General features: G+C 65.2%; 21 protein-coding genes. 8 read left to right on the top strand and 13 right to left on the bottom strand.

The window, feature by feature from the left end; translation table 11 throughout:
- Positions 1–4: 4 nt before the first annotated feature.
- On the bottom strand, positions 5–1,705 hold the full coding sequence (locus MJ601_RS03180; RefSeq protein WP_491572879.1) for an amidohydrolase: 1,701 nt from the start codon (positions 1,703–1,705) through the stop codon (positions 5–7).
- A 59-nt stretch (positions 1,706–1,764) separates the two neighbouring features.
- Positions 1,765–2,634, bottom strand: coding sequence for an NAD(P)-dependent oxidoreductase (locus MJ601_RS03175; RefSeq protein ID WP_242123170.1), 870 nt, complete (start codon positions 2,632–2,634; stop codon positions 1,765–1,767).
- Between the two features lie 97 nt (positions 2,635–2,731).
- Here MJ601_RS03175 and MJ601_RS03170 point away from each other — a divergent pair, with 97 nt between their 5' ends.
- The 3 genes from MJ601_RS03170 to MJ601_RS03160 all read left to right on the top strand — a co-directional run bounded on the left by MJ601_RS03170 (position 2,732) and on the right by MJ601_RS03160 (position 7,592).
- Positions 2,732–3,979: a threonine ammonia-lyase gene (locus MJ601_RS03170; RefSeq protein WP_242123168.1), complete on the top strand. Its 1,248-nt coding sequence runs from the start codon at positions 2,732–2,734 to the stop codon at positions 3,977–3,979.
- A gap of 133 nt (positions 3,980–4,112) precedes the next feature.
- Positions 4,113–4,931, top strand: coding sequence for an arginyltransferase (locus MJ601_RS03165; RefSeq protein WP_242123166.1), 819 nt, complete (start codon positions 4,113–4,115; stop codon positions 4,929–4,931).
- Between the two features lie 126 nt (positions 4,932–5,057).
- Positions 5,058–7,592, top strand: coding sequence for a sensor domain-containing protein (locus MJ601_RS03160; protein WP_242123164.1), 2,535 nt, complete (start codon positions 5,058–5,060; stop codon positions 7,590–7,592).
- A 49-nt stretch (positions 7,593–7,641) separates the two neighbouring features.
- On the opposite strand, the gene MJ601_RS03155 is transcribed toward MJ601_RS03160, so the two are convergent.
- From MJ601_RS03155 to MJ601_RS03140, 4 genes are all read right to left on the bottom strand, one after another.
- Complete coding sequence (locus MJ601_RS03155; protein ID WP_242123163.1) at positions 7,642–8,145, bottom strand: hypothetical protein; 504 nt, start codon at positions 8,143–8,145, stop codon at positions 7,642–7,644.
- 112 nt (positions 8,146–8,257) lie between these two features.
- On the bottom strand, positions 8,258–8,743 hold the full coding sequence (locus MJ601_RS03150) for a GAF domain-containing protein (RefSeq protein ID WP_242123160.1): 486 nt from the start codon (positions 8,741–8,743) through the stop codon (positions 8,258–8,260).
- A 135-nt stretch (positions 8,744–8,878) separates the two neighbouring features.
- Positions 8,879–9,304, bottom strand: coding sequence for an alternative ribosome rescue aminoacyl-tRNA hydrolase ArfB (gene arfB, locus MJ601_RS03145; protein WP_242123158.1), 426 nt, complete (start codon positions 9,302–9,304; stop codon positions 8,879–8,881).
- Between the two features lie 4 nt (positions 9,305–9,308).
- On the bottom strand, positions 9,309–9,986 hold the full coding sequence (locus MJ601_RS03140; RefSeq protein ID WP_242123156.1) for an RluA family pseudouridine synthase: 678 nt from the start codon (positions 9,984–9,986) through the stop codon (positions 9,309–9,311).
- 70 nt (positions 9,987–10,056) lie between these two features.
- Between MJ601_RS03140 and MJ601_RS03135 the strand changes: the two genes are divergently transcribed.
- A complete protein-coding gene (locus tag MJ601_RS03135) occupies positions 10,057–11,019 on the top strand; it encodes an acyltransferase family protein (RefSeq protein WP_242123154.1) in 963 nt (320 codons plus the stop codon).
- Between the two features lie 2 nt (positions 11,020–11,021).
- Here MJ601_RS03135 and MJ601_RS03130 read toward each other — a convergent pair whose 3' ends face one another.
- From MJ601_RS03130 to MJ601_RS03115, 4 genes are all read right to left on the bottom strand, one after another.
- Positions 11,022–11,882: a sigma-70 family RNA polymerase sigma factor gene (locus MJ601_RS03130; RefSeq protein ID WP_242123153.1), complete on the bottom strand. Its 861-nt coding sequence runs from the start codon at positions 11,880–11,882 to the stop codon at positions 11,022–11,024.
- Positions 11,882–12,337, bottom strand: coding sequence for a carboxymuconolactone decarboxylase family protein (locus tag MJ601_RS03125; RefSeq protein ID WP_242123151.1), 456 nt, complete (start codon positions 12,335–12,337; stop codon positions 11,882–11,884). Before MJ601_RS03125 ends, MJ601_RS03130 begins: the two co-directional genes overlap by 1 nt.
- Positions 12,338–12,573: 236 nt before the next feature.
- A complete protein-coding gene (gene wrbA, locus MJ601_RS03120; protein ID WP_242123148.1) occupies positions 12,574–13,173 on the bottom strand; it encodes an NAD(P)H:quinone oxidoreductase in 600 nt (199 codons plus the stop codon).
- Between the two features lie 120 nt (positions 13,174–13,293).
- On the bottom strand, positions 13,294–14,013 hold the full coding sequence (locus tag MJ601_RS03115) for a pirin family protein (protein ID WP_242123146.1): 720 nt from the start codon (positions 14,011–14,013) through the stop codon (positions 13,294–13,296).
- A gap of 108 nt (positions 14,014–14,121) precedes the next feature.
- Here MJ601_RS03115 and MJ601_RS03110 point away from each other — a divergent pair, with 108 nt between their 5' ends.
- A complete protein-coding gene (locus MJ601_RS03110; protein ID WP_242123143.1) occupies positions 14,122–15,015 on the top strand; it encodes a LysR family transcriptional regulator in 894 nt (297 codons plus the stop codon).
- 209 nt (positions 15,016–15,224) lie between these two features.
- Positions 15,225–15,932 (top strand): response regulator transcription factor CtrA, encoded by a 708-nt coding sequence (ctrA, locus tag MJ601_RS03105; protein WP_192666791.1) that lies wholly within the window; start codon positions 15,225–15,227, stop codon positions 15,930–15,932.
- A gap of 93 nt (positions 15,933–16,025) precedes the next feature.
- On the opposite strand, the gene MJ601_RS03100 is transcribed toward ctrA, so the two are convergent.
- The 3 genes from MJ601_RS03100 to MJ601_RS03090 all read right to left on the bottom strand — a co-directional run bounded on the left by MJ601_RS03100 (position 16,026) and on the right by MJ601_RS03090 (position 18,842).
- Positions 16,026–16,439, bottom strand: a complete 414-nt coding sequence (locus MJ601_RS03100) for a hypothetical protein (protein ID WP_242123141.1) — start codon at positions 16,437–16,439, stop codon at positions 16,026–16,028.
- Between the two features lie 273 nt (positions 16,440–16,712).
- On the bottom strand, positions 16,713–17,438 hold the full coding sequence (locus tag MJ601_RS03095) for a hypothetical protein (RefSeq protein WP_242123139.1): 726 nt from the start codon (positions 17,436–17,438) through the stop codon (positions 16,713–16,715).
- Between the two features lie 99 nt (positions 17,439–17,537).
- A complete protein-coding gene (locus MJ601_RS03090; RefSeq protein WP_242123137.1) occupies positions 17,538–18,842 on the bottom strand; it encodes a S8 family serine peptidase in 1,305 nt (434 codons plus the stop codon).
- Positions 18,843–18,933: 91 nt separating this feature from the next.
- Between MJ601_RS03090 and MJ601_RS03085 the strand changes: the two genes are divergently transcribed.
- Positions 18,934–19,422 (top strand): RNA polymerase sigma factor, encoded by a 489-nt coding sequence (locus MJ601_RS03085; protein ID WP_242123134.1) that lies wholly within the window; start codon positions 18,934–18,936, stop codon positions 19,420–19,422.
- Positions 19,419–20,114 carry an anti-sigma factor family protein gene (locus MJ601_RS03080; RefSeq protein ID WP_242123133.1) on the top strand — a complete coding sequence of 232 codons (696 nt, stop codon included), beginning with the start codon at positions 19,419–19,421 and terminating at the stop codon, positions 20,112–20,114. Before MJ601_RS03085 ends, MJ601_RS03080 begins: the two co-directional genes overlap by 4 nt.
- The last annotated feature ends 11 nt before the right edge of the window (positions 20,115–20,125 follow it).

The raw sequence follows: 20,125 nt of genomic DNA, 5'->3' as shown, positions 1-20,125 counted from the left end.
GGCATCATTGCCCCTTCACATAGACCCGCTTGCCGCCGATCCATGTTTCCAGCACCTGCGTCGCGCGGATATCGTTGGCGCTGGCGGCGGAAATGTCGCGGTCGATCAGCAGGAAATCCGCCCGCTGCCCCGGAATCAGGCTGCCGAAACGCGTTTCCGCAAAGCCCGCATAGGCTGCCTGCCGCGTAAATCCGTCGAGCGCTGCCGTAAAGCTCACCCGCTGCTCCGGCATCCAGCCGCCCGCGGGCTGGCCCGTCGCATCCTCCCGGCTCATGGCGGCGGCTATGCCCGCGAAGGGATTGGGGCTCTCCACCGGCACGTCCGACCCGAAGGCCAGGGGAACGCGATTGTCCAGCATCGCCTTCCACGCATAGGCGCCCTTAAGCCGGGCGTCGCCCAGCCGGGCCGTCGCCATGCGCCAGTCCGACGTCTGGTGCACCGGCTGCATCGACGCAATGATGCCGAACCGGCCGAAGCGCGGCAGTTCGGCGGGGTCCACGATCTGCGCATGTTCGATGCGCCAGCGCCGGTCGCCCTTGTAGGTTTCGCTCAGTTCCTGGATCGCGTCCAGAATCTCGCTGTTCGCCGCGTCGCCGATGGCGTGGACGGCGATCTGGAAATTGTCCATCGCCGCCCGGCTCATGACATTGCGCAATGGGGTGGAGGGGATCATCGGCAGTCCCCGCTGCCCCGGCGCGTCGGCATAGTCCGCTTTCAGCCACGCCCCGCGCGATCCCAGCGCGCCGTCCAGGATCAGCTTGATCCCGCCCATGCGCAGATGGTCGTCATACAGCCAGGGCGTCGGCTCCGGCCCGGCGATCAGCACCATATTGTCGAGGCCCAGCGCATAGGACATGATCCGCACCCGCAGGGCGCCACGATCCGCCGACCGCCGGAAGGCCTGCCAGTCCTCGATGCTGGTGCCCATGTCGGCAATGCCGGTAATGCCCTGCCGCAACAGCGCCTGCTGCGCCTTTTCCAGCGCGATGTCGCGGTCCTTGGGCGCGGGCGGCGGCACCACCCTCGTCACCAACTCCATCGCCTTGTCGACGAACACGCCCGCGGGCTTGCCGCCCGCCATCTCGATGCGGCCGCCCGCCGGCGCTTTGGTCGCCGCCGTGACGGCCGCCGCCTTGATCGCCAGCGAATTGGCCCAGCCCGCATGGCCGTCCACCCGCTCCAGCCAGACCGGAATGTCGCTGACCGCCGCATCCAGTTCGGCGGCGGTGGGGAAGCGGCCAAGGCCCCATGCCTCCTGGTTCCAGCCGGTGCCGATGATCCATTTCCGGCCCGTGCCCGCGGCGGCATAGGCGCGGATCTTCGCCTGCGCCTCGGCCAGCGACCTGGTGTCCGACAGGTCCAGCGTGATCAGCGACAGGCCATAGCCCATCACATGCCCATGGGCGTCGATCAGGCCGGGAATCAGCGTCTTGCCGCCCGCGTCCAGCTTGAAGGCGAGCCTTTTGGGCAGGGCCGGTTCCGGCTCATTCTTCCTGCGCTTCTTCGGGCGCGGCTGTTCGGGCTCCTGATAGCGGTCGGGCAGCAGCGCCTCGACCTTGCCCTCATCGTCGATGGTCAGCGCCCTGAACCGCAGGATGCGGCCATCGGCGTCCAGCGCGATGCCGTTCACATTGTCGATCACGCCCGAAGCGACGGCCGGAACGGGAAGGGCCAGAACGGAGAGGGCCAGAACGGCGGGGGCCAGAACCGGCAGGACCAGAACCGGCCGGGAAAACGCGGCGACCGCCGCCCACCATGCAGCCTTCATGCCCGCGTGATCCGCCGTACCAGGGAACTGGTGTCCTGCCGGTGGCCGCCCATCGCCTGCACATCGGCATAGAATTGGTCGATCAGCGCCGTCACCGGCAGGGTCGCGCCATTGGCCCGCGCCTCCTCCAGCGCCAGCCCCAGATCCTTGCGCATCCAGTCCACCGCGAATCCGAAATCGAAACTGTCCGCCGCCATCGTCTTCCAATAATTGTCCATCTGCCAGCTTTGCGCCGCGCCGCCCGAAATGGCCTCGAACAGCTTGTCGAGATTGAGTTCCGCCGCCTGGGCAAAGCGCAGCGCTTCGGCCAGGCCCTGCACCACGCCGCCGATGCAGATCTGGTTCACCATCTTGGCGGTCTGGCCCGAACCCGCCCGGCCGACATGGACGATGCGCGAGCTATAGGCCTGCATCACGATCTTCGCGGCGTCGACGGCGGGCTTGCTGCCGCCGCACATGACGGCCAGCGTGCCCTTCTCGGCGCCCGCCTGCCCTCCCGTGACGGGGGCGTCCACGAAATAGAGGCCACGGCTCTCGCCCTCGACATAGAGCTGCCGTGCGATCCGCGCCGACACCGTGGTATGATCGATATAGAGACCGCCGGGCTTCATCGCGCGAAACGCGCCGTCGCGGCCCAGCGTCACCTGCGACAGATCGTCGTCCGTCCCGACGCAGCTGATGACGATATCGGCATATTCGGCCGCCTTGGCCGGGCTGACCGCGACCGCCCCGCCATAGGCCTCGGCCCAGCTTTTCGCCTTGCCGATGGAGCGATTATATACCGTCATCTGATGACCGGCCTTGGCCAGATGCCCTGCGATCGGGCCGCCCATGACGCCCAGGCCGATAAAAGCGATATGTGCCATATGCCTCATGCATTTCAATGCGTGCAGGAAAGCCATAGGCACAGTTTTCCGTCAGTGCCAGTTCCTTCCGCCGTAATTTTAGGGTAGGTGCGCGCGCATGAACACCTTGACCAAGATCGAAACCGCCATGCCGCTGCCCATTTCCGTCGATGATATATTGGCGGCGCGGGTGCGCATTTCCGGTTCGGTCGTGCATACGCCCACGCTGGTCAGCCAGACGCTGTCCAACATGTTCGGCTGCAAAGTGTATCTGAAGTTCGAAAATCTCCAGTTCACCGCCGCCTACAAGGAGCGCGGGGCGCTCAACCGGCTGCTTCAACTGGACGATGCAGCGAAGACGAAGGGCGTGATCGGCGCGTCGGCGGGCAATCATGCGCAGGGTCTCGCCTATCATGGCAAGCGTCTGGGCGTGCCCGTCACCATCGTCATGCCCACCACCACCCCCACGGTGAAGGTGACGCAGACGCAGGGCCATGGCGCCACCGTGGTCCAATATGGCGAGAAGTTCGACGACGCCTATGCCCATGCCCGCAAGCTGGAGGTGGAGCAGGGGCTGACCTTCGTGCATCCCTTCGATGAACCCGACGTCATGGCCGGGCAGGGCACGGTCGCGCTCGAGATGCTGGAGGACGCGCCGGAGATCGACACGCTGGTCATCCCGATCGGCGGCGGCGGCCTGTTTTCGGGCGTGGCGACGGCGGCCAAGGCGATGAAGCCGGATATCAAAATCTATGGCGTGCAGGCGGAGCTTTATCCGTCGATGTACGACTATATCAAGGGCGCGAACCTGCCCTGCGACGGCGACACGCTGGCGGAGGGGATCGCCGTCAAGCAGCCGGGCGAACTCACCCGCCGGTTCGTCGAACGGCTGGCGGACGATGTCATGCTGGTCAGCGAACGCCATCTGGAGGAGGCGGTCAGCCTGCTGCTCCAGATCGAAAAGACGGTGGTGGAGGGGGCGGGGGCCGCCGGGCTCGCGGCGCTGCTGACGCACAGGGATCAATTTGCGGGACGCAATGTCGGCCTGATCCTGACCGGCGGCAATATCGACACGCGCCTGCTGGCCAATGTGCTGCTGCGCGACCTGGCGCGGTCCGGCCGCCTCGCGCGGCTGCGCATCATCCTGCAGGACCGGCCGGGCGCGCTGTTCCATGTCGCGCGCATCTTCGACCAGGAAGCGGTCAACATCCTCGAACTGTCGCACCAGCGGATTTTCACCAATCTGCCCGCCAAGGGCCTCAGCCTCGACGTCGAGTGCGAGACGCGCGACGGCGCCCATCTGGAGCGCCTGATCGCCGCTTTGCGGGAGGTCGGCTATGAGGTGGCGCCGATCGAGGTCGCCTGATGGCGGGCGCCGCGGAAGGCGCCTCTGCCCTGCAGGCGATTTTCGTGGTAAATAAACTTTTCACAGCCGCCCGGGGACGGCATAGTCGACTCATGAATCAGGGGTCGGGCAGCGCTGTGGGGGAGATGCGGTTGTGAGTGCGCCTTTCCGCTTTCCGCGTTTCTTCGTGACCAATCCCAGCCCCTGTCCCTATCTGCCGGGGCGGAGCGAGCGCAAGGTCTTCACCGAACTCAGCGGCGACAATGCCTCCGAACTCAACGACGCCCTTGGCCGGATCGGTTTCCGCCGCAGTCAGAATGTCGCCTATCGGCCGAGCTGCGCCGATTGTTCCGCCTGCGTATCGGTTCGCGTGGTCGCGGGCGAGTTCGAACCCAATGCGACCCAGCGCAAATTGCTGCGCAAGAACAGCGATCTCGTCATCACTGCCTGCAAGCCCTGGTCGACCGAGGAGCAGTTCGCGCTGCTCCAGCGCTATCTGCGCGCGCGGCATCCGGGCGGCGGCATGACCGAAATGGACGAGATGGACTTTGCCGACATGGTCGAACAGACCCCGGTGGAAAGCCATGTCGTCGAATATCGCGAACCGGGCGTCGATGGCCGCCCCGGCAGGCTGATCGGCGCCTGCCTCACCGACCGGCAGGGCGATGGCCTGTCGATGATCTACAGCTTCTTCGACACGGAACTGGAGGATCGCAAGGGTCTGGGCAATTTCATCATCATGGACCATATCCTGCGCGCCGCGAAGGCCGGGCTGCCCTATGTCTATCTCGGCTATTGGGTCGAAGGATCGCAGCGGATGGAATATAAGATCCGCTACCGCCCGCTCGAACGGCTGAGCCGCAACGGCTGGACCCGTTTCGATCCCGATGAGCAGGCGCAGGCCGTGCAGGCGGTCGAATCGCGCGACGAACCACCCCTGCCGCGCGAACTGGCCGCGATTTTCCGCAAATAGACGCCGGGATCCAAGTTCCCGCCGATATGAATGGTTTTCCACCTATTGCGTTGGAAAGCTTATTTAACTTTTTCCGCTAGTGCATCCCCATGAGGTGGAGGATGCAACATAGATCGGGGCCGGTCCATGGATCGTTTTGCTGATCGTCGTTTTGGGCAATTCGGGGCGGAATCCGGGCCGAACGCGCTCGACCCGCATATGTTGCACTATCGCAACGAACTCCTGTTTTCGCCCATCTTCCAGCAAATTTCACCCCCGGCAGTTCGCTGGATCGCTGATGGACTCGGCCGCATCCTGTCGCGGGACATCGGCTCCGACCAGTTTTCGCTCCATTTTTCCGGCGACATAACCGGTTTCGGCTGGCGGTCGATACTGGACCGGCGCGACTGGAAGGCGCTGGCCGACGCGGCCCGATCTTCGCCCCGGCCCGATCCCGTTCCCGTCCGGATGAAATCGCGGTCGGGCGCGAAGAGATGGGGCGTCGTCCGGATGGTGCTGGTCGGGGAACCGGATGAAGCACCGCTCTGGTATGGCACGATCGAGGATATTGACGATCGGTTCGATCCGGACCGCCAGACGCTGGCCGAAGCCCTGGCGGAAAGCCGGCAGCATTATCGCTGGTCGGTCGAACTCAGCCCGCAAGTGCCCTGGACCGCCGCGCCCGACGGCGCGATCGATGAAGTCGGGCCGCGCTGGCTAGAATTGACGGGCATGCCACCGGAACTGGCGCGGGGGAGGGGGTGGATCGCGTCCCTGCATCCCGACGATGTCGGCCGGACACTCGAAGTCTGGGCGGAAAAGCTGGTTTCGGGCGACCCGGTCGATGTCGATTACCGCCTGCGCCTGCTCGACGGCAGCTATCGCTGGATGCGGGCGCGTGCATCAGCGCGCAAGGATGCGCAGGGTCAAATCCTGCGCTGGTACGGCACGCTGGAGGATATCCATGCGCAAAAGGTCGCCCAGCGTGAACTGGCGGAAAGTGAGGAGCGCTTTCGCCTGGCGGTGCAATCGGCGCGGCTGGGCATATGGGATTTCGACGCCACCACCGGTACGCGCACCTGGTCGCCCGAATTCCGGCAAATGCTGGGTCTCTCCGCTACCGAACCAGCGACCAGTGAAACAGCTTTGCGGATCGTACATCCGGAGGATCGGACCCGCCTCGCCGGAATGCTGGATGCCGTGGCCAGCGGCCAGATGCCGCCGCATTTCGAAGCCACCCTCCGGGTCCATCGCGCCGACAATGGCGCGCTGCGCTGGATCAAGAGTATCGGCTGGACCAGCTCTTGCGAGGCCGGTCGGCCGCTGCGACTGATCGTCACCTTCCAGGACGTGACCGAAGAACGCAATATCGAGGATCGCATCCGTTGGGCGGCCACCCATGATCCGATGACGCACATGCCCAACCGGGCGCTTTGGCAGGAAACCTTGGAGGTGATGACGGAGCAGGCCCGCAGGAGCGGCGAGAGTTTCGGGCTGGTTCTGGTCGACATCGATGACCTCAAGCGGACCAATGACATGCTGGGTCATGACGCCGGAGACGCTCTGCTTTGCGGCTTTGCCCAGCGATTTGCCGCCAGCGCCCCGGCTGACGCCATGATCGGGCGGCTGGGGGGCGACGAATTCGGCATGCTCGCGCCCTCGCTTGCCGACAGTGCGGCGCTGGTGGCGTGGAGTACCGAATTGCTGGGTGGGGTGCGCGGACCCTATGTCCATAATGGCCGCTCGCTCGATTGCAGCGTCAGCATTGGCGGCGCGGTTTTCGGCGAGCATGGCGATGATGCGGCCGAATTGCTGAAGGCTGCGGACCTCGCGCTCTACGCGTCGAAGTCGGCGGGCCGGGGGCGGCTGACGCTGTTCCATTCGCCATTGCGGGCCGAAGCGCAGCAGCGCAGTTCGATGATCCACATGGCGCGGCAGGCGATCGCTGACGATCTGGTGGTGCCTTATTACCAGCCGAAAGTTGACCTCAGGACCGGGCGCATCCTGGGCTATGAAGCGCTCCTCCGCTGGCAGCATCCGCGCACCGGCGTGCATGCGCCCGATTCGATCGCCGCCGCTTTCGACAATGCGGAAATCGCCGTGGATCTGACGGAGAAGATGCTGGCCAATGTCGTCCGGGATGTGCGCCGCTGGCTGCACGCGGGCCATGATCCGGGACGGGTCGCCATCAACGCGTCGGCGGCGGACTTCATGCAGCATGATTTTGCCGGCTATGTCCTGGCTCATCTGGCGCGCTGCGGCGTCCAGCCCCAGCATTTCGAGGTCGAGGTGACGGAGACGGTGTTTCTCGGACGCGGAGCTGAACAGGTTGAACAGGCGCTTCATCGGCTGTCGGCGGCCGGCGTGCGGATCGCGCTGGACGATTTCGGTACGGGTTACGCATCGCTCAGCCATTTGAAACAATATCCGGTGGATGTGCTGAAGATCGATCGCAGTTTCGTTCGAAATATCGAACAGGATGCTGGCGACGCTGTCATCGTCGATGCCATCGGCAAGCTGGGCGGGAGCCTGGGCATGGAAGTGGTTGCCGAGGGGGTGGAGACGGTGGGGCAGGTCGAATTGCTGCTCGCCCGCGGTTGCGCGATCGGACAGGGCTATCTGCTCGGCAGGCCTCAGCCCTGGGCACAGGAAGTCCCTTCACCCAAATCCATTGCCGGCTAGGAATCGGGGCGGCGGACGACAGCAGCGCGGCTGCAAGCCGCTAAGGACACTATTTCGAGTGAACCCTTCGGCGGACGACCCGTTCGGTGACATAGGTCCGGGTGGTCTTGACCGCGGGTTGGATCACGACCGTCGTGGTGGTCACGCCAGGATAATAATAGCCGTTCGCGAAATAGCCGGGCGCCTGGGTGGTTGTGACGACGGGCTGACCCGGCGCAGGCGGCGGGCTGGTCCAATGGGGCGCGGCGGCATGAGGCGGCGCGTCATAAGCGACACCGGGACCGCCATGGACCTGACCTTCGAAGCGGCCTTCATATTCGCCGCTATAGGCCTTCCCGTTCCGATCGCGCCAGGTGCCGCTCCAGCGTCCTTCATAATGATGGACCGGCGCCGCTTCCGGCGGCGGCGGACTGTCTGGCGCAGTCACATCATCGTCATAGCCCGCGCCCACCGGCGGCACCTCCTGCGGCGGGCGGGCGTCGGATGCCAGTACGGGCGCCGTCATCCCGAGCATCAGGCCGGTGCCCGCCAGGATGATGTTCCGGATCCGCATGCTTGAACTCCGCGTTTTGGCTGATTTGTTAACGGCTTGTTTAGCACGATGGCGCGCGCCGATCCACGCATGGGCGCCTCTTGGCCTGTCCCGAAACGGGGCAAGCCTGTTTTCAGGCGAGGCGTGATCCGATACGTACGACCAGCGCTTCAAGCCCTGTCTTGTCGGCCGCGTCGAAGCGGGCCGGTGTCGGGCTGTCGAGGTCGAGAACCGCAACCACGCGGCCATCCTTCGTCACCGGCACGACGATTTCCGAAGCGCTGGCGGCGTCGCAGGCAATATGGCCGGGAAAAGCGTGCACATCCTCGACCAGTTGGGTTTCGCCGCTGGCCGCCGCCGCGCCGCAGACTCCTTTGCCCAATGCGATCCGGATACAGGCAGTCTTGCCCTGAAAAGGGCCAAGTACCAGTTCCTCGCCGACCATGCGGTAAAAGCCCGCCCAGTTGAGGTCCGGCAGAAATTGCCAGATGAGGGCGGCGATATTGGCCATGTTGGCGATGGTATCGGTTTCTTCCGCGGTCAGGGCATCGGCGGCCGACAGAAGGTCGTCATAGAGCGTGACTTTGTCGGCGTCAGCCGCAGGATTAAAATCGAACATGGCCAGGATATAGGAGGGATGTATCGTGGCGGCCAGTCCTCGACAGCGGCAGTTGCAAATAGCCGAGGCGGACATCCTCCGCATCCCATGACGCGAAGGATCTAGGAGCCTCTGCCTTCCTCCAACGAGCATCCGCTAATCGAGCCGCACCTTGCCCCGGCCCGCCTTGACCGAACTGCGCGCCTTCTTGGCATCGACGCGTCGTGCTTTCGCGGCTTTGCCCGGTTTGGTGGCCTTGCGCCCCTTGGGGACGAAGGTTGCCTCGCGGATCAGGTCGACCAGCCTCGCCAGCACCTCCTGGCGGTTCATGAGCTGCGAACGCGAACCTTCGGAGCGCAGGATCAGCACGCCTTCCGCCGTCATCCGCCGCCCTGCGAGCATCGCCAGCCTCTGCTTCACCGCATCGGGCAGGGAGGGGCTGTTCGCCACGTCGAAGCGTAATTGCACCGCGCTGTCGGTGGTGTTCACATGCTGTCCGCCCGCCCCGGTCGAGCGGACGAAGCTCTCCGACAATTCGTCGCTGTCGATGGCGATCGACCGGGTGATGGGGATCAGCGGCAAGAGCCTACAAGCCCAGTTGTTCCAGCAACTCGACGCCGAAGCCCGCCTTCGCAAAGGTTTCGGGCAGGGGTGCGGTCGCTTCCGCTGCCGGCTTTTCCCCACGAGGCATGCTGAGGAAGCGGCTGTGGAGCAGCATCGGCCCGTTGCCTGAACCATAAACCTGATCGCCCACGATGCCGAAGCCAAGGCCATGCAGCGCATGGGTGCGGATCTGATGGGTGCGGCCGGTGCGGGGTGTGAAGACGATCAAGGCGCGGCCGTCCTGCTCCCCGATCTTGCACCATTCGGTGAGCGCGGCCTTGCCCGCCTTGGCCGGGATCATTCGCCATCCCTGCGCGGCTGTGCTCACCTTCTTGAGCGACAGGTCGATTGTGCCGCTGTCCTGCTCGGGCAAGCCGTCCACCACGGCGACGTAACGCTTGGTGACGGTGCCCGCCTCGAAGGCTGCGGCAAAGCGCTTGTGCGCCTTGGGATTGCGGGCAAGCAACAAACATCCGCTGGTGTCGCGATCAAGCCGATGCACCGGCAGGGGCCAGCGCTGAAAGCCGAAGGTCAGGGACGAAAGATGGTTCTCAAGGGCGAGCGATCCGTCGCGCGGCGCATCGACCGGCAGGCCTGCGGGCTTGTCTAGGATGATGGCCTCGCCATCGATGAACAGCACTCGGTCGTGAAGCAGGGTCAAGGGATCGGATCCGTAAACGAAGGGAAAGGGCGATTGACGCGCGCCCGGCTTCCTATAGGGCGACATCCTTATGGAGAATAGGGGGCATGAAACCCGGCCTCAGGGTGGAGGGCGGCTGGAGTGGATCGATGTCGCGCGCGGCATCGGCATCATCGCCGTCGTCATAGGCCATGTGTGGACGCGCGGCGGTCTGCACGATGCGATGTACAGCTTCCACATGCCGTTGTTCTTCCTGCTGTCGGGCCTGCTGTCCCGCCCGCAGCCAGTGGCCCATTTTACCTGGCGCCAGCTTGGCTCGCAGATGCGGCCTTATGCGGCCTTCCTGATCCTGCTGATCCTGGCCGACCAGATCATCGAGACGATGAAGGGCGGACGGCCGATCTTTCACAGTTGGCCACAGGATTTGCTGCCGATCCTGTTGGGCGGCTCCTGGTTGCGTGGGCCGTTCACGATCTTCTGGTTCGTGCCCTGCCTGATGATGGCGCGCATTCTGTTCAACATGGTGCTGGGGTGCTGGCCCGATCCGCTGGACCGGCGTTGGACGTGGGTGATGCTACCCAGCCTGCTGATCGCCTATGGGGTGGGAAAGATCACCGGCCTTTCACCGCTGGGCCTGTTGACCGTGCCGATGGCGTTGCTGTTGCTGTGGGGCGGCGCTGTTTGGCAACGGGCGCGGTGGAAAGGCTGGATGCTGGCGCCGCTAGCCTCGCTCTCGCTGGCGGGGCTCATGGGGCTGCTGCCGACGCTCAACATGAAGGCCGCGGATTATGGCTGGCCGCTGCTTTCGATAGCGTCGGCGGTCGCCACCACCATCCTCCTGCTCCGCTTTTCAGTGCGGATCGCGCCCTTTGGGGGCTGGGTCGCGACCATTGGCAGGGCGTCACTGGTCATCATGTATCTGCACGTTGCGGTGATCCACTATTTCTCGCCCTATCTGGGTAAACCCTGGCTGCTGATGCAGGCGGTGTTGCTTCCGCTTGCGGCCTATTATCTGATCTGGACCGTTCCCGCCTTACGCCGCATCTTCCTCTAACCTCAATGGAGGTGCCGCAGCTTGTCGGGGTTCCGCATCACATAGATGCCGGTGACGCGACCATTTTCAATGTCCAGCGCCGTCGTCTGGAATTCGCCATCCGCCTCGCGCGTGACGAAACCGGGCAAGCCGTTGATGAGTCCCATGCGCACCAGCGTCGACCCATACTTGCCGTATAGCACCGCCAGCGCCTTGTGCACCTGCATGACTTGGCCAAGGCCGAGCACCGGCACCACCGCCGCAGGCCGCTTGCCGCCGCCGTCGCTGTGCAGGCTGACATCCTGCGCCAGCATGGCGCCCAGCGCGGTCATGTCGCCGCTGCGCGACGCGGCAAAAAAGGCGCTGGCAATTTCCAGCCCTCGCTGTTTCTCAAGCCTGTACCGGGGACGCGTTTCCCGCACATGCGACCGTGCCCGCGCGGCTAGTTGCCGGCAGGCGGCCGGATCGCGATCGACCGTGGCGGCCACTTCCTCAAAGCCCAGGCCGAACACGTCATGCAGCAGGAAAGCAGCGCGCTCCAAGGGGGAAAGGCGCTCCAACGCCAGCATCAGCGGCAGCGTCACATCCTCCTCTTCCTCTTCGTCCTCGACCACGGGATCGGGAAGCCAGGTGCCGACATAGGTTTCGCGCTGGTGGCGCGCCGATTTGAGCTGGTCGAGGCAAAGCCGGGTCACTGTCCGCCGCAGGAACGCCTCCGGCTCGCGAACCGCTTCACGGTCCACGTCCATCCAGCGGATGAAGGCTTCCTGCACCATATCCTCGGCATCGGCGACGGACCCCAGCATGCGATAGGCGACACGGGTGAGGCGGGGACGCAGCGGGTCGAAGCTGTCCGCCGCGTCCAGATGCGTCCCCTGCGGCATCACGCAGCCGCCTTGGCAGGCGTGTCGTACCAGAGGCCGAAGCCGACGGCGATGCGGTTCCAACCGTTGATGACGTTGATCAACAGGGTCAGCTTCACCTGCTCCTCCTTCGAGAATTCAGCTTCCAGCGCCTCATAGGCCACACCATGGCTGTGCCCTTCCGAGAGCTGCGTCAAGGCTTCGGTCCATGCCAGCGCCGCCCGTTCGCGCGCCGTATAGCAGGGCGCCTCGCGCCAGGCGGACAGCAGATAGATGCGCTGTTCCGTCTCTCCCTTCGCACGGGCGTCGGTGGTGTGCATGTTGATGCAATTGGCGCACTGGTTGATCTGGGACGCGCGGATCTTCACCAGTTCGACAAGAGCCGGTTCCAGGCTGTCATTGACGGCATTGGAAAGCGCGAACCAGCTCTTCATCAGCTGGGGCGCGGCGGCAAAGGGGTCTAGCTTCGCAGTCATGGTCAGCACCTTTCGTCTTCGGGGTTGCGCTGACATGACGAGACAGGATCGGCGGGTGTGACATGGGGCTTTAAAAAAAAGCGCCGGACCGGAAATGGAAGAGGGCCGGCGCACAGTCCCGTTGCGCCGGCCCCCGCCGATGTTGACCCTTGCGACCCAAGGCTCAACAGCTGCGCCGTCGGGAGCGATTTCCCTGGAAATCGCTCCCATATAGGGTCAGACGGCGCAGCAATCTGTCAGCCGTGCAATTTCATGGCCGTTTCCGCGATCCGGCGGCCCTGATAGCGGGCGCCGTCCAGTTCTTCCTCGCTGGGGCTGCGGCTGCCGTCGCTATCCGCCAACGTGGTAGCGCCATAGGGCGCTCCGCCGCGGACCTTGTCGACGCCCATTTGCCCGGCAAAGCCATAATCGAGGCCAACAATGACCATGCCGAAATGCAGCAGGTTGGTGATGATCGAAAACAGGGTGGTTTCCTGGCCGCCATGCTGGCTGGCGGTCGAGGTGAAGGCGCCGCCGACCTTTCCGTTCAGCGCGCCGCGTGCCCAGAGACCTCCGGCCTGATCGAGGAAGGCGGCCATCTGGCTGGACATGCGGCCAAAGCGGGTGCCGGTGCCGATGATGATGGCGTCATAGTCGGCAAGGTCGGCCACGGCGGCGACCGGCGCTTCCTGATCCAGCTTGAAATGGGCGGCCTGCGCGACTTCGAGGGGGGCGGTTTCGGGAACGCGCTTGATATCGACCTGCGCGCCCGCGGCCGCGGCGCCTTCAGCCACCGCTTTCGCCATCGCTTCGATGTGGCCGTAAGAGGAATAATAGAGAACCAGAACCTTTGCCATGAGCGTCTCCAATCTCGTCAATGCGTTGATTGTAAAAATGTTTCACAAAATTCGGCCGCCCGCGCGGGAGGGGGGAGGTGCGCGGGCGGCCGGCCCATCCGTAGGGAGGGAAGGACGGGCCTATTCGCTGTCGACCAGAACGATTTCCGAGTCCTCGATCGCGGTGATGATGAGCGGCTGGCCGCCAATGATCGCTGCGCCGTCGCGCGCCTCGAAAATCTGGCCGTCGATCTCGATCCGCCCCGTGGCCGGAACCAGATAGAGATGCCTGCCCTCGCCGCTTTCATAGGTCACGCTGTCGCCGGCCTTGATCGTGCCGCCCAGCAGGCGGGCATCGGCGCGGATGCGCAGCGCTTCCCTGTCTTCGTCATGGCCGCTGGCCAGCACCACCAGCTTGCCGGACCTGTCGCCCTTGGGAAAGGGCTTGGCGCCCCAACTCGGCTGCCCGCCGCGAGCGCGGGGGACGATCCAGATCTGGAAGAGTGTCGTCGTCTCCTCCTCCAGATTATATTCGGCATGACGGATGCCGGTGCCCGCGCTCATCACCTGGACGTCGCCCGCCTCGGTCCGGCCCTTATTGCCCAGGCTGTCCTGATGGGTGATCGCGCCGGTGCGGACATAGGTGATGATCTCCATGTCCGCGTGGGGGTGCGGCGGAAAGCCGGACCGTGCGCCGATCTCATCATCGTTCCAGACCCGGATCGCGCCCCAGTTCATGCGGGCGGGATCATGATAGTCGGCGAAGGAGAAATGGTGGCGCGCGTTCAGCCAGCCATGGTCGGCATGGCCCAGCGACGCGAAGGGGCGGCGCTCGATGCGGCTCCTGACTGTCGTGCTCATTTGCTGTGCCTTTCATATGCGTGCCGGACGCTTCCGGCCTTGCTTTCCGCCAATCTAGCGATCAGGATTGTTTCTTGAATAGGCAGCATTGAAACGGATTGTTTCCCTATGCGACTTCCTGATTTTGAAGCCTGGGCGATGTTCGCCGCCGTGGTCGAGCATCGCAGCTTCACCGATGCCGCCAAGGCGCTGAGCGTATCCAAGGCGACCGTGTCCAAGGCGGTGACCCGGCTGGAGGAGCATCTGGACACCAGCCTGTTCAACCGCACCAGCCGCCGCCTGGCGCTGACCGAAAGCGGCAAGCGGCTGGCCGACCATGCCGCGCGCATCCTGTCCGAAGGGCAGGCCGCAGAGGAGGCGGCGCGAGACGAAACGGCCGAACTGTCGGGCACCGTCCGGCTCGGCGCGCCGATGACCTTCGGCCTGTTGCGCGTCGCTCCCCTGATCGCGGAGTTCACTAGGCAGAACCCGCTGGTGGATGTCGACCTGCACCTGTCCGATGCCCGCATCGACCTGGTGGAAATGGGCCTGGACGCCACCATTCGCATCGCCGACATGCCCGACAGTTCCCTGCGCGCCCGGCGGCTGGCGGACGTCACCATGCATGTCGTCGCCTCCCCCGGCTATTTGAAGGAGCGGGGGCGTCCGGCGCATCCTTCCGACCTCGGCAGCTATGACTGTCTTTGCTATTCCAATGTCGCGACCCCCGACGTCTGGCGCTTTGCAGGACCGGGTCAGCAGAGTGTCGTGGTGCAGGTGCGCGCCCGCATTACTGTCAATAGCGGGGAGGCGATGCTGCCTGCCCTGCGGGCCGGGGTCGGCATTGCCCGATTGCCCGATTTCATCGTCGGGGAAGCGCTCGCGTCGGGCGAACTGGAGGAGATACTCACCGACTGGCGCCCGCCGCCCTTCGGCCTTCATCTGGTGACGCCGCCATCCCGTTTGCGGCCTGCCCGCGTCGAGGCGCTGCTGGATTTCCTGACGCGGCATCATGGCTGCTGAAATCCCGTTTCGAAGTCGAATCTATCTTGACTCGATCTGAATCATTTCGGCGCTAAAACATTGTAAACAGATTCAAAATTGCACGACTCGTTGGAATCCCTGGGTTATCTAAAAATTAACCTTTGTCCTTCAGAAGTTTTTTGGTTAATGAATTGGAGCGGCTGCCGTTCTCTGGGGGTGAACGGGACCGCTACGCAAAGGGGCTTCACATGCGCGTGCTGCTAATCGAAGACGAACCGACGACGGCCAAGGCGATCGAATTGATGCTGACGACCGAGGGGTTCAACGTCTACACGACCGACCTGGGGGAGGAAGGCCTCGATCTGGGCAAGCTCTACGATTACGACATCATCTGCCTTGACCTGAACCTGCCGGACATGCACGGCTATGACGTGCTCAAGAAGCTGCGCGCGGCCAAGGTGCAGACGCCGGTGCTGATCCTTTCGGGCATTGCGGAGATGGACAGCAAGGTCCGTTCCTTCGGCTTCGGCGCTGACGATTATGTCACCAAGCCGTTTCATCGCGAAGAACTGATCGCCCGCATCCACGCCGTGGTGCGCCGGTCCAAGGGGCATTCGCAGTCGGTGATCCGCACTGGCAAGCTGGCGGTCAATCTGGATGCCAAGACCGTGGAAGTGGACGGCAACCGCGTTCACCTGACCGGCAAGGAATATGCGATGCTGGAGCTGCTGTCGCTCCGCAAGGGCACGACGCTGACCAAGGAAATGTTCCTGAACCACCTCTATGGCGGCATGGACGAGCCTGAACTCAAGATCATCGACGTCTTCATCTGCAAGCTGCGCAAGAAGCTAGCGCTGGCCTGCGGCGGCGAAAATTACATCGAGACCGTATGGGGTCGCGGCTATGTGCTGCGCGATCCCGACGAGGCGGAGGAGCTGGCGACCAAGGTTGCCTGACCCGACTCCAGCAGTTCAAGGGGGTGGAAGGACCGGCGATCCGCGAGGATGGCCGGTCTTTTCCTGTCCGGCGATGCCTGCCGGAAACTCAGGTCAGCCCGGCTTGGTATCGGGGCCGGGCCGCCGGGTCCGGAAACCCGGTCTCTTGAAATCGATGGACGGACGGAAGGAAGTGGGTACCTGATAGGGAGCCTGGGCAGGCCTGTCGGCGGGGGCCGGATTCCTGACGCTGGCGGGGTTGATGGGGCCGTCCAGCAAGACGCCGAAACCCTGTCCTCTGCGCCACGTGATCCTGCCGCTCGCCGGGGCGCAGTCGGGAAGGAGGAGGAGTATATTGTCCCCCACCTTGAGATCCCATTCGCAGCGGCCACCGACGCCCTGTTCCGAAACATCGCGGACCAATATGTCGACCTCGCCATGGAGGGGATGGCGCATCCGCGCCTTCAGCAGACGGCGCTGACGCGCATGCGCACGCCGGGAGGTGAAATCGGGATCGGATTCCGGCATGGGCCTGCCGTGCAACCTTCATGTTCCGGATGCTTCCTGGCACCCATTGCGACCTGTCCGCCGACGCGGCGTGCGACCGGCCGATCATTTGTCCTTCTTATATGCTTTGGCTGGAATTGGGAAGCCGGATGGTTCGTAACCTGTTTATATCAACGGCTTAATGGACAGGAAGAAGGCCGGCGATCCTTGGGGGAGCGCCGGCCTGGTGGTCAGGCGGTGGGGCGGGGGCGTGTCGGCTGAAAGCCGGCGGTGGGGTACCGCCCCGTCGGGGGGTTATTGAGCCGCCTGATCCGAAGAGGAAGTGCTGGAGCCGGAGGCCTGGCCGCTGCCCGCAAGCTGGCCGCTGGCATTGACGGAGGCTGCGCTGGTTGCCGTGTTGGCGATGCCGCTGGCCGTGCCGGCGGCGCTGCCCGCCGCATTACCGGCCACCGAGCGCGCCCGTCCCGCGGCGTTGGCCGCGCGATCGTGGGCGGCGCTGACCGCCGCATCGGCCCGGTTGCGGGTGGTGGCGACGGCATTGGCGGTGCGGTCGCGGGTGGTGGCGAGGGCACTGGCCGTCCGGTCGCGAGCCGTACCAGCCGCGCTGCTGACCTGGTCGCGGGCGCCGCCCACGGCGTTGCGGACGTCGTTGGTCCCCAGCGTGTCGGCGGTCAGGCTGCCGCTGGCGGAGCCGCTGGCCGAACCCGAGGCGCTGCCGCTGTGGCTCTTGCCATGACGGCTGACCGATCCGGTCGCGGAACCGCTGCCGCTGCCGTGGCCGGAACCGCTCGCGCCGACATGGCCGTTTGCGAGGTCCACGCTGCGGTCGAGGCCGATGCCGCCCGAACCGCCGAGGGCACCGCCCAGAGATCCGCCGAGCGAGCCGCTACCGCCGCCCAGAGCGCCACCCAGGCCACCGCCCAGCATGCCGCCACCGCCACCGCCAAGCAGTTGCGCGGAAGCAGGGGCAGCCGTCAGAGCGGCGAGGGCGGCGGTGGCAAGAAAAAGCTTCACTTTCATCGATCGTCTCCTTGTTCGCTGTCGATCTGATGAAGGGACAACGTGAGGGGTGACCGATTTCATCCCGGCGCGTCGAAAAAAATAGCAAGTTACTGAAATTCAATCAATATTTCTGCAAGAGGCGCAGATGATGCCCTTGCCGAAAGCCTTGCCGCCCGCCTTTGCCTCGCGTTGCAGGGCGCCGAGGCTACCGGTCGCAAACAGGCGACCCGCCACCAGCGGCGCGGCAAAGCTGGTGCCACGCACCGGGCCCTTGCCGCCATCGGCACGCGCGGCATTCATGTCGGCGCCAGGAGCGGCAAAATCGACATGCCTGGCCCGGCCAGCTTCGGGCAGCAGCCGCCCACGGCCATCCACCCCGGTCACCGCGATGACATCGGGATAGGAGGCGGGGTAGGCGGGGGGCGCCGCGGGTCCGTCATTGCCGACCGCCGCCACCACCGTCACGCCCTTGTCGCGCGCCAGCCGGATCGCGCCGGCCAGCAGGGGATTGTCCGGGCCCACCAGGCTGACCGTGACGACATTCGCGCCCCGCGCCGCCATCCAGCCCAAGGCGCGCGCGATCGCAAAGGCGCCTCCGCCCGCCGGATCATCACCATAGACATCGGCTGCCAGCAGCGGCGCGCCCGGCACAGCACCCCGCACGCTGCCATTGCCGCTGATGAGCGAGGCCACGGCCGTCCCATGGGCGCTAGGGCGAGGCGCGCCGCGCGCAAAGCCCTGCTGCTCCACCGGGCCGTTGAGCGAGGGATGCCGCGCCACGCCGCCATCGATCAGGCCGACGGCCTTGTCCCGCACGCTGCCAGCCTCCGCCAGCGCGGTTGCCGTCCCGGCCATGGTCGCGCCACTGGGGAAATAGAGATTGTCGGCGCTCGCCTGCGCTTCGGGGGCGAGCGAGCGGACCGCCTTCAATGCGCGTGACAGGCTTTGTCCCGGCGGCACGGTGAGCCGTGTGACGCTGAGATCCAGTCCTTCGACCGCCTGCGTTTCAACGCCATAGCCCGCCGAGCGCAGCGCCGCGATGCTTTTCGTCCCGGCGCCGGTCAGCAGGATCACGCCGCGCCTGGCGGGTTCGCGCCGGTCGTCCAGTTCGATCGAATCCGCATGACGCCGCAGCAGATCGCCAATCCGCGCCGCGCGTGCCGCCGCCAGCCGATCGGCCAGTTGAACCGGGGACAGCCGGTCCAGCCCGGTGTGGTCGAGCGCCCCTTCGACCCGATCCAGCACATTGGGCACGACGCCGCCGACCTGCCCCAGCGCCTGGCCGGGCGAGGGCAGCAATTGAGCTTCGGCGCCGGGCGCGGTGAGCAGCAGGCCCGCAATGATCCAGGGACGTGCGAATTTCATCTCGACCTCTTTACCACCGGCGCCTTTTCCGGTCCTTTCGCATTCAAAATGATTCATGGCGAAAAAATTTCCGATACATGATCTACCGTCCGGGATGAAACGTTGGGGGACGGTCGTTTCATCCCTGACGAACATGAATGGAGACCGGATGTCGTTCGAACGCGATCTGCTGGCGATCCTGCCCCGGCTGAGGCGCTTTGCGGCCAGCCTTTCGCGGGATCGCGCCGATGGGGACGATCTCTGTCAGGCGGCGCTGGAGAAAGCGCTCAAGGCGCGTGACCAATGGCAGCCGGGCACAAGACTGGATAGCTGGATGTATCGAATCATGCGCAATCTCTGGATCGACGAGGCCCGATCGCGGCAGCGCGCCGCCCGCACCTTCGCGCCGGAAGAGGCCGGCGAGCATGTGGGCCATGCGGGCGATCGCGATGTGGAGGCGCATGTGATGCTTTCCGACGTGGATCGCGCCATGCACGCCTTGCCGGACGAGCAGCGCGAAGCCATTGCGCTCGTGCTGGTCGAGGGGCTGTCCTACAAGGAAGCCGCCGATGTGCTGGGCGTGCCGATGGGCACGCTGACATCCCGGCTGGTGCGCGGGCGCGGCGCGCTCATCGAAATGCTGGGGGAAGCGGCATGACCGATATTGACGAAGCCTTGCTGATCGCATGGGTTGACGGCGAGCTGGACGATGTGACGCGGCGGCGCGTGGACCGAGCCGTGGCGGAAGATCCCTCTCTCGCGCAGCGGCTGGAAATGCACCGGCAATTGCGGGAAAGGCTGTCGGGACATTATGCCCCGGTCGAGGCCGAACCGGTCCCGGCCGCCATGCTGGCCGTGCTGGAGGAGAGCGCGAAGGTGGTTCCGCTTGCCCGTCCCGCCCCGCCCCGCTGGCGGCAATGGGGGATCGGAGGCGCCATTGCCGCCAGTCTTGTGCTGGGTCTTGGCATCGGCCGTCTCTCCGGTGGCCCGGCCGGGCCGGTCGGGGTGAAGGATGGAGTGATGGTGGCGCAGGGGCGGCTGGCTTCCGCGCTCGATACCCAACTCGCCTCGGCGCAGGATGGCGCGGCGATCCGCATCGGCCTCAGTTTCCAGCGCAAGGGGGGTGGCTGGTGCCGCAGCTTCGAAGGGGAGGCGATGTCGGGTGTCGCCTGCCGCGAAGGGGAGGGCTGGCAGATGCAGCAACTGGTGCCGGGAACGGGGCAGGGTACGGATTATCGCCAGGCTTCCTCCGGCGATGCCCGGGTCATGGCGACGGTCGAGGCGCTGATGGAAGGCGCCCCCGCCGATGCGCGGCAGGAGAGGGCGGCGAAGGAAAAGGGGTGGCGCTGAAACGGCGCCTC

This window comes from Sphingobium trunci, from assembly GCF_022664535.1.
GTDB lineage: Bacteria > Pseudomonadota > Alphaproteobacteria > Sphingomonadales > Sphingomonadaceae > Sphingobium.
Note: the sequence above shows the minus strand (reverse complement) of the source record. Positions and strands in the feature narration are given on the sequence as shown.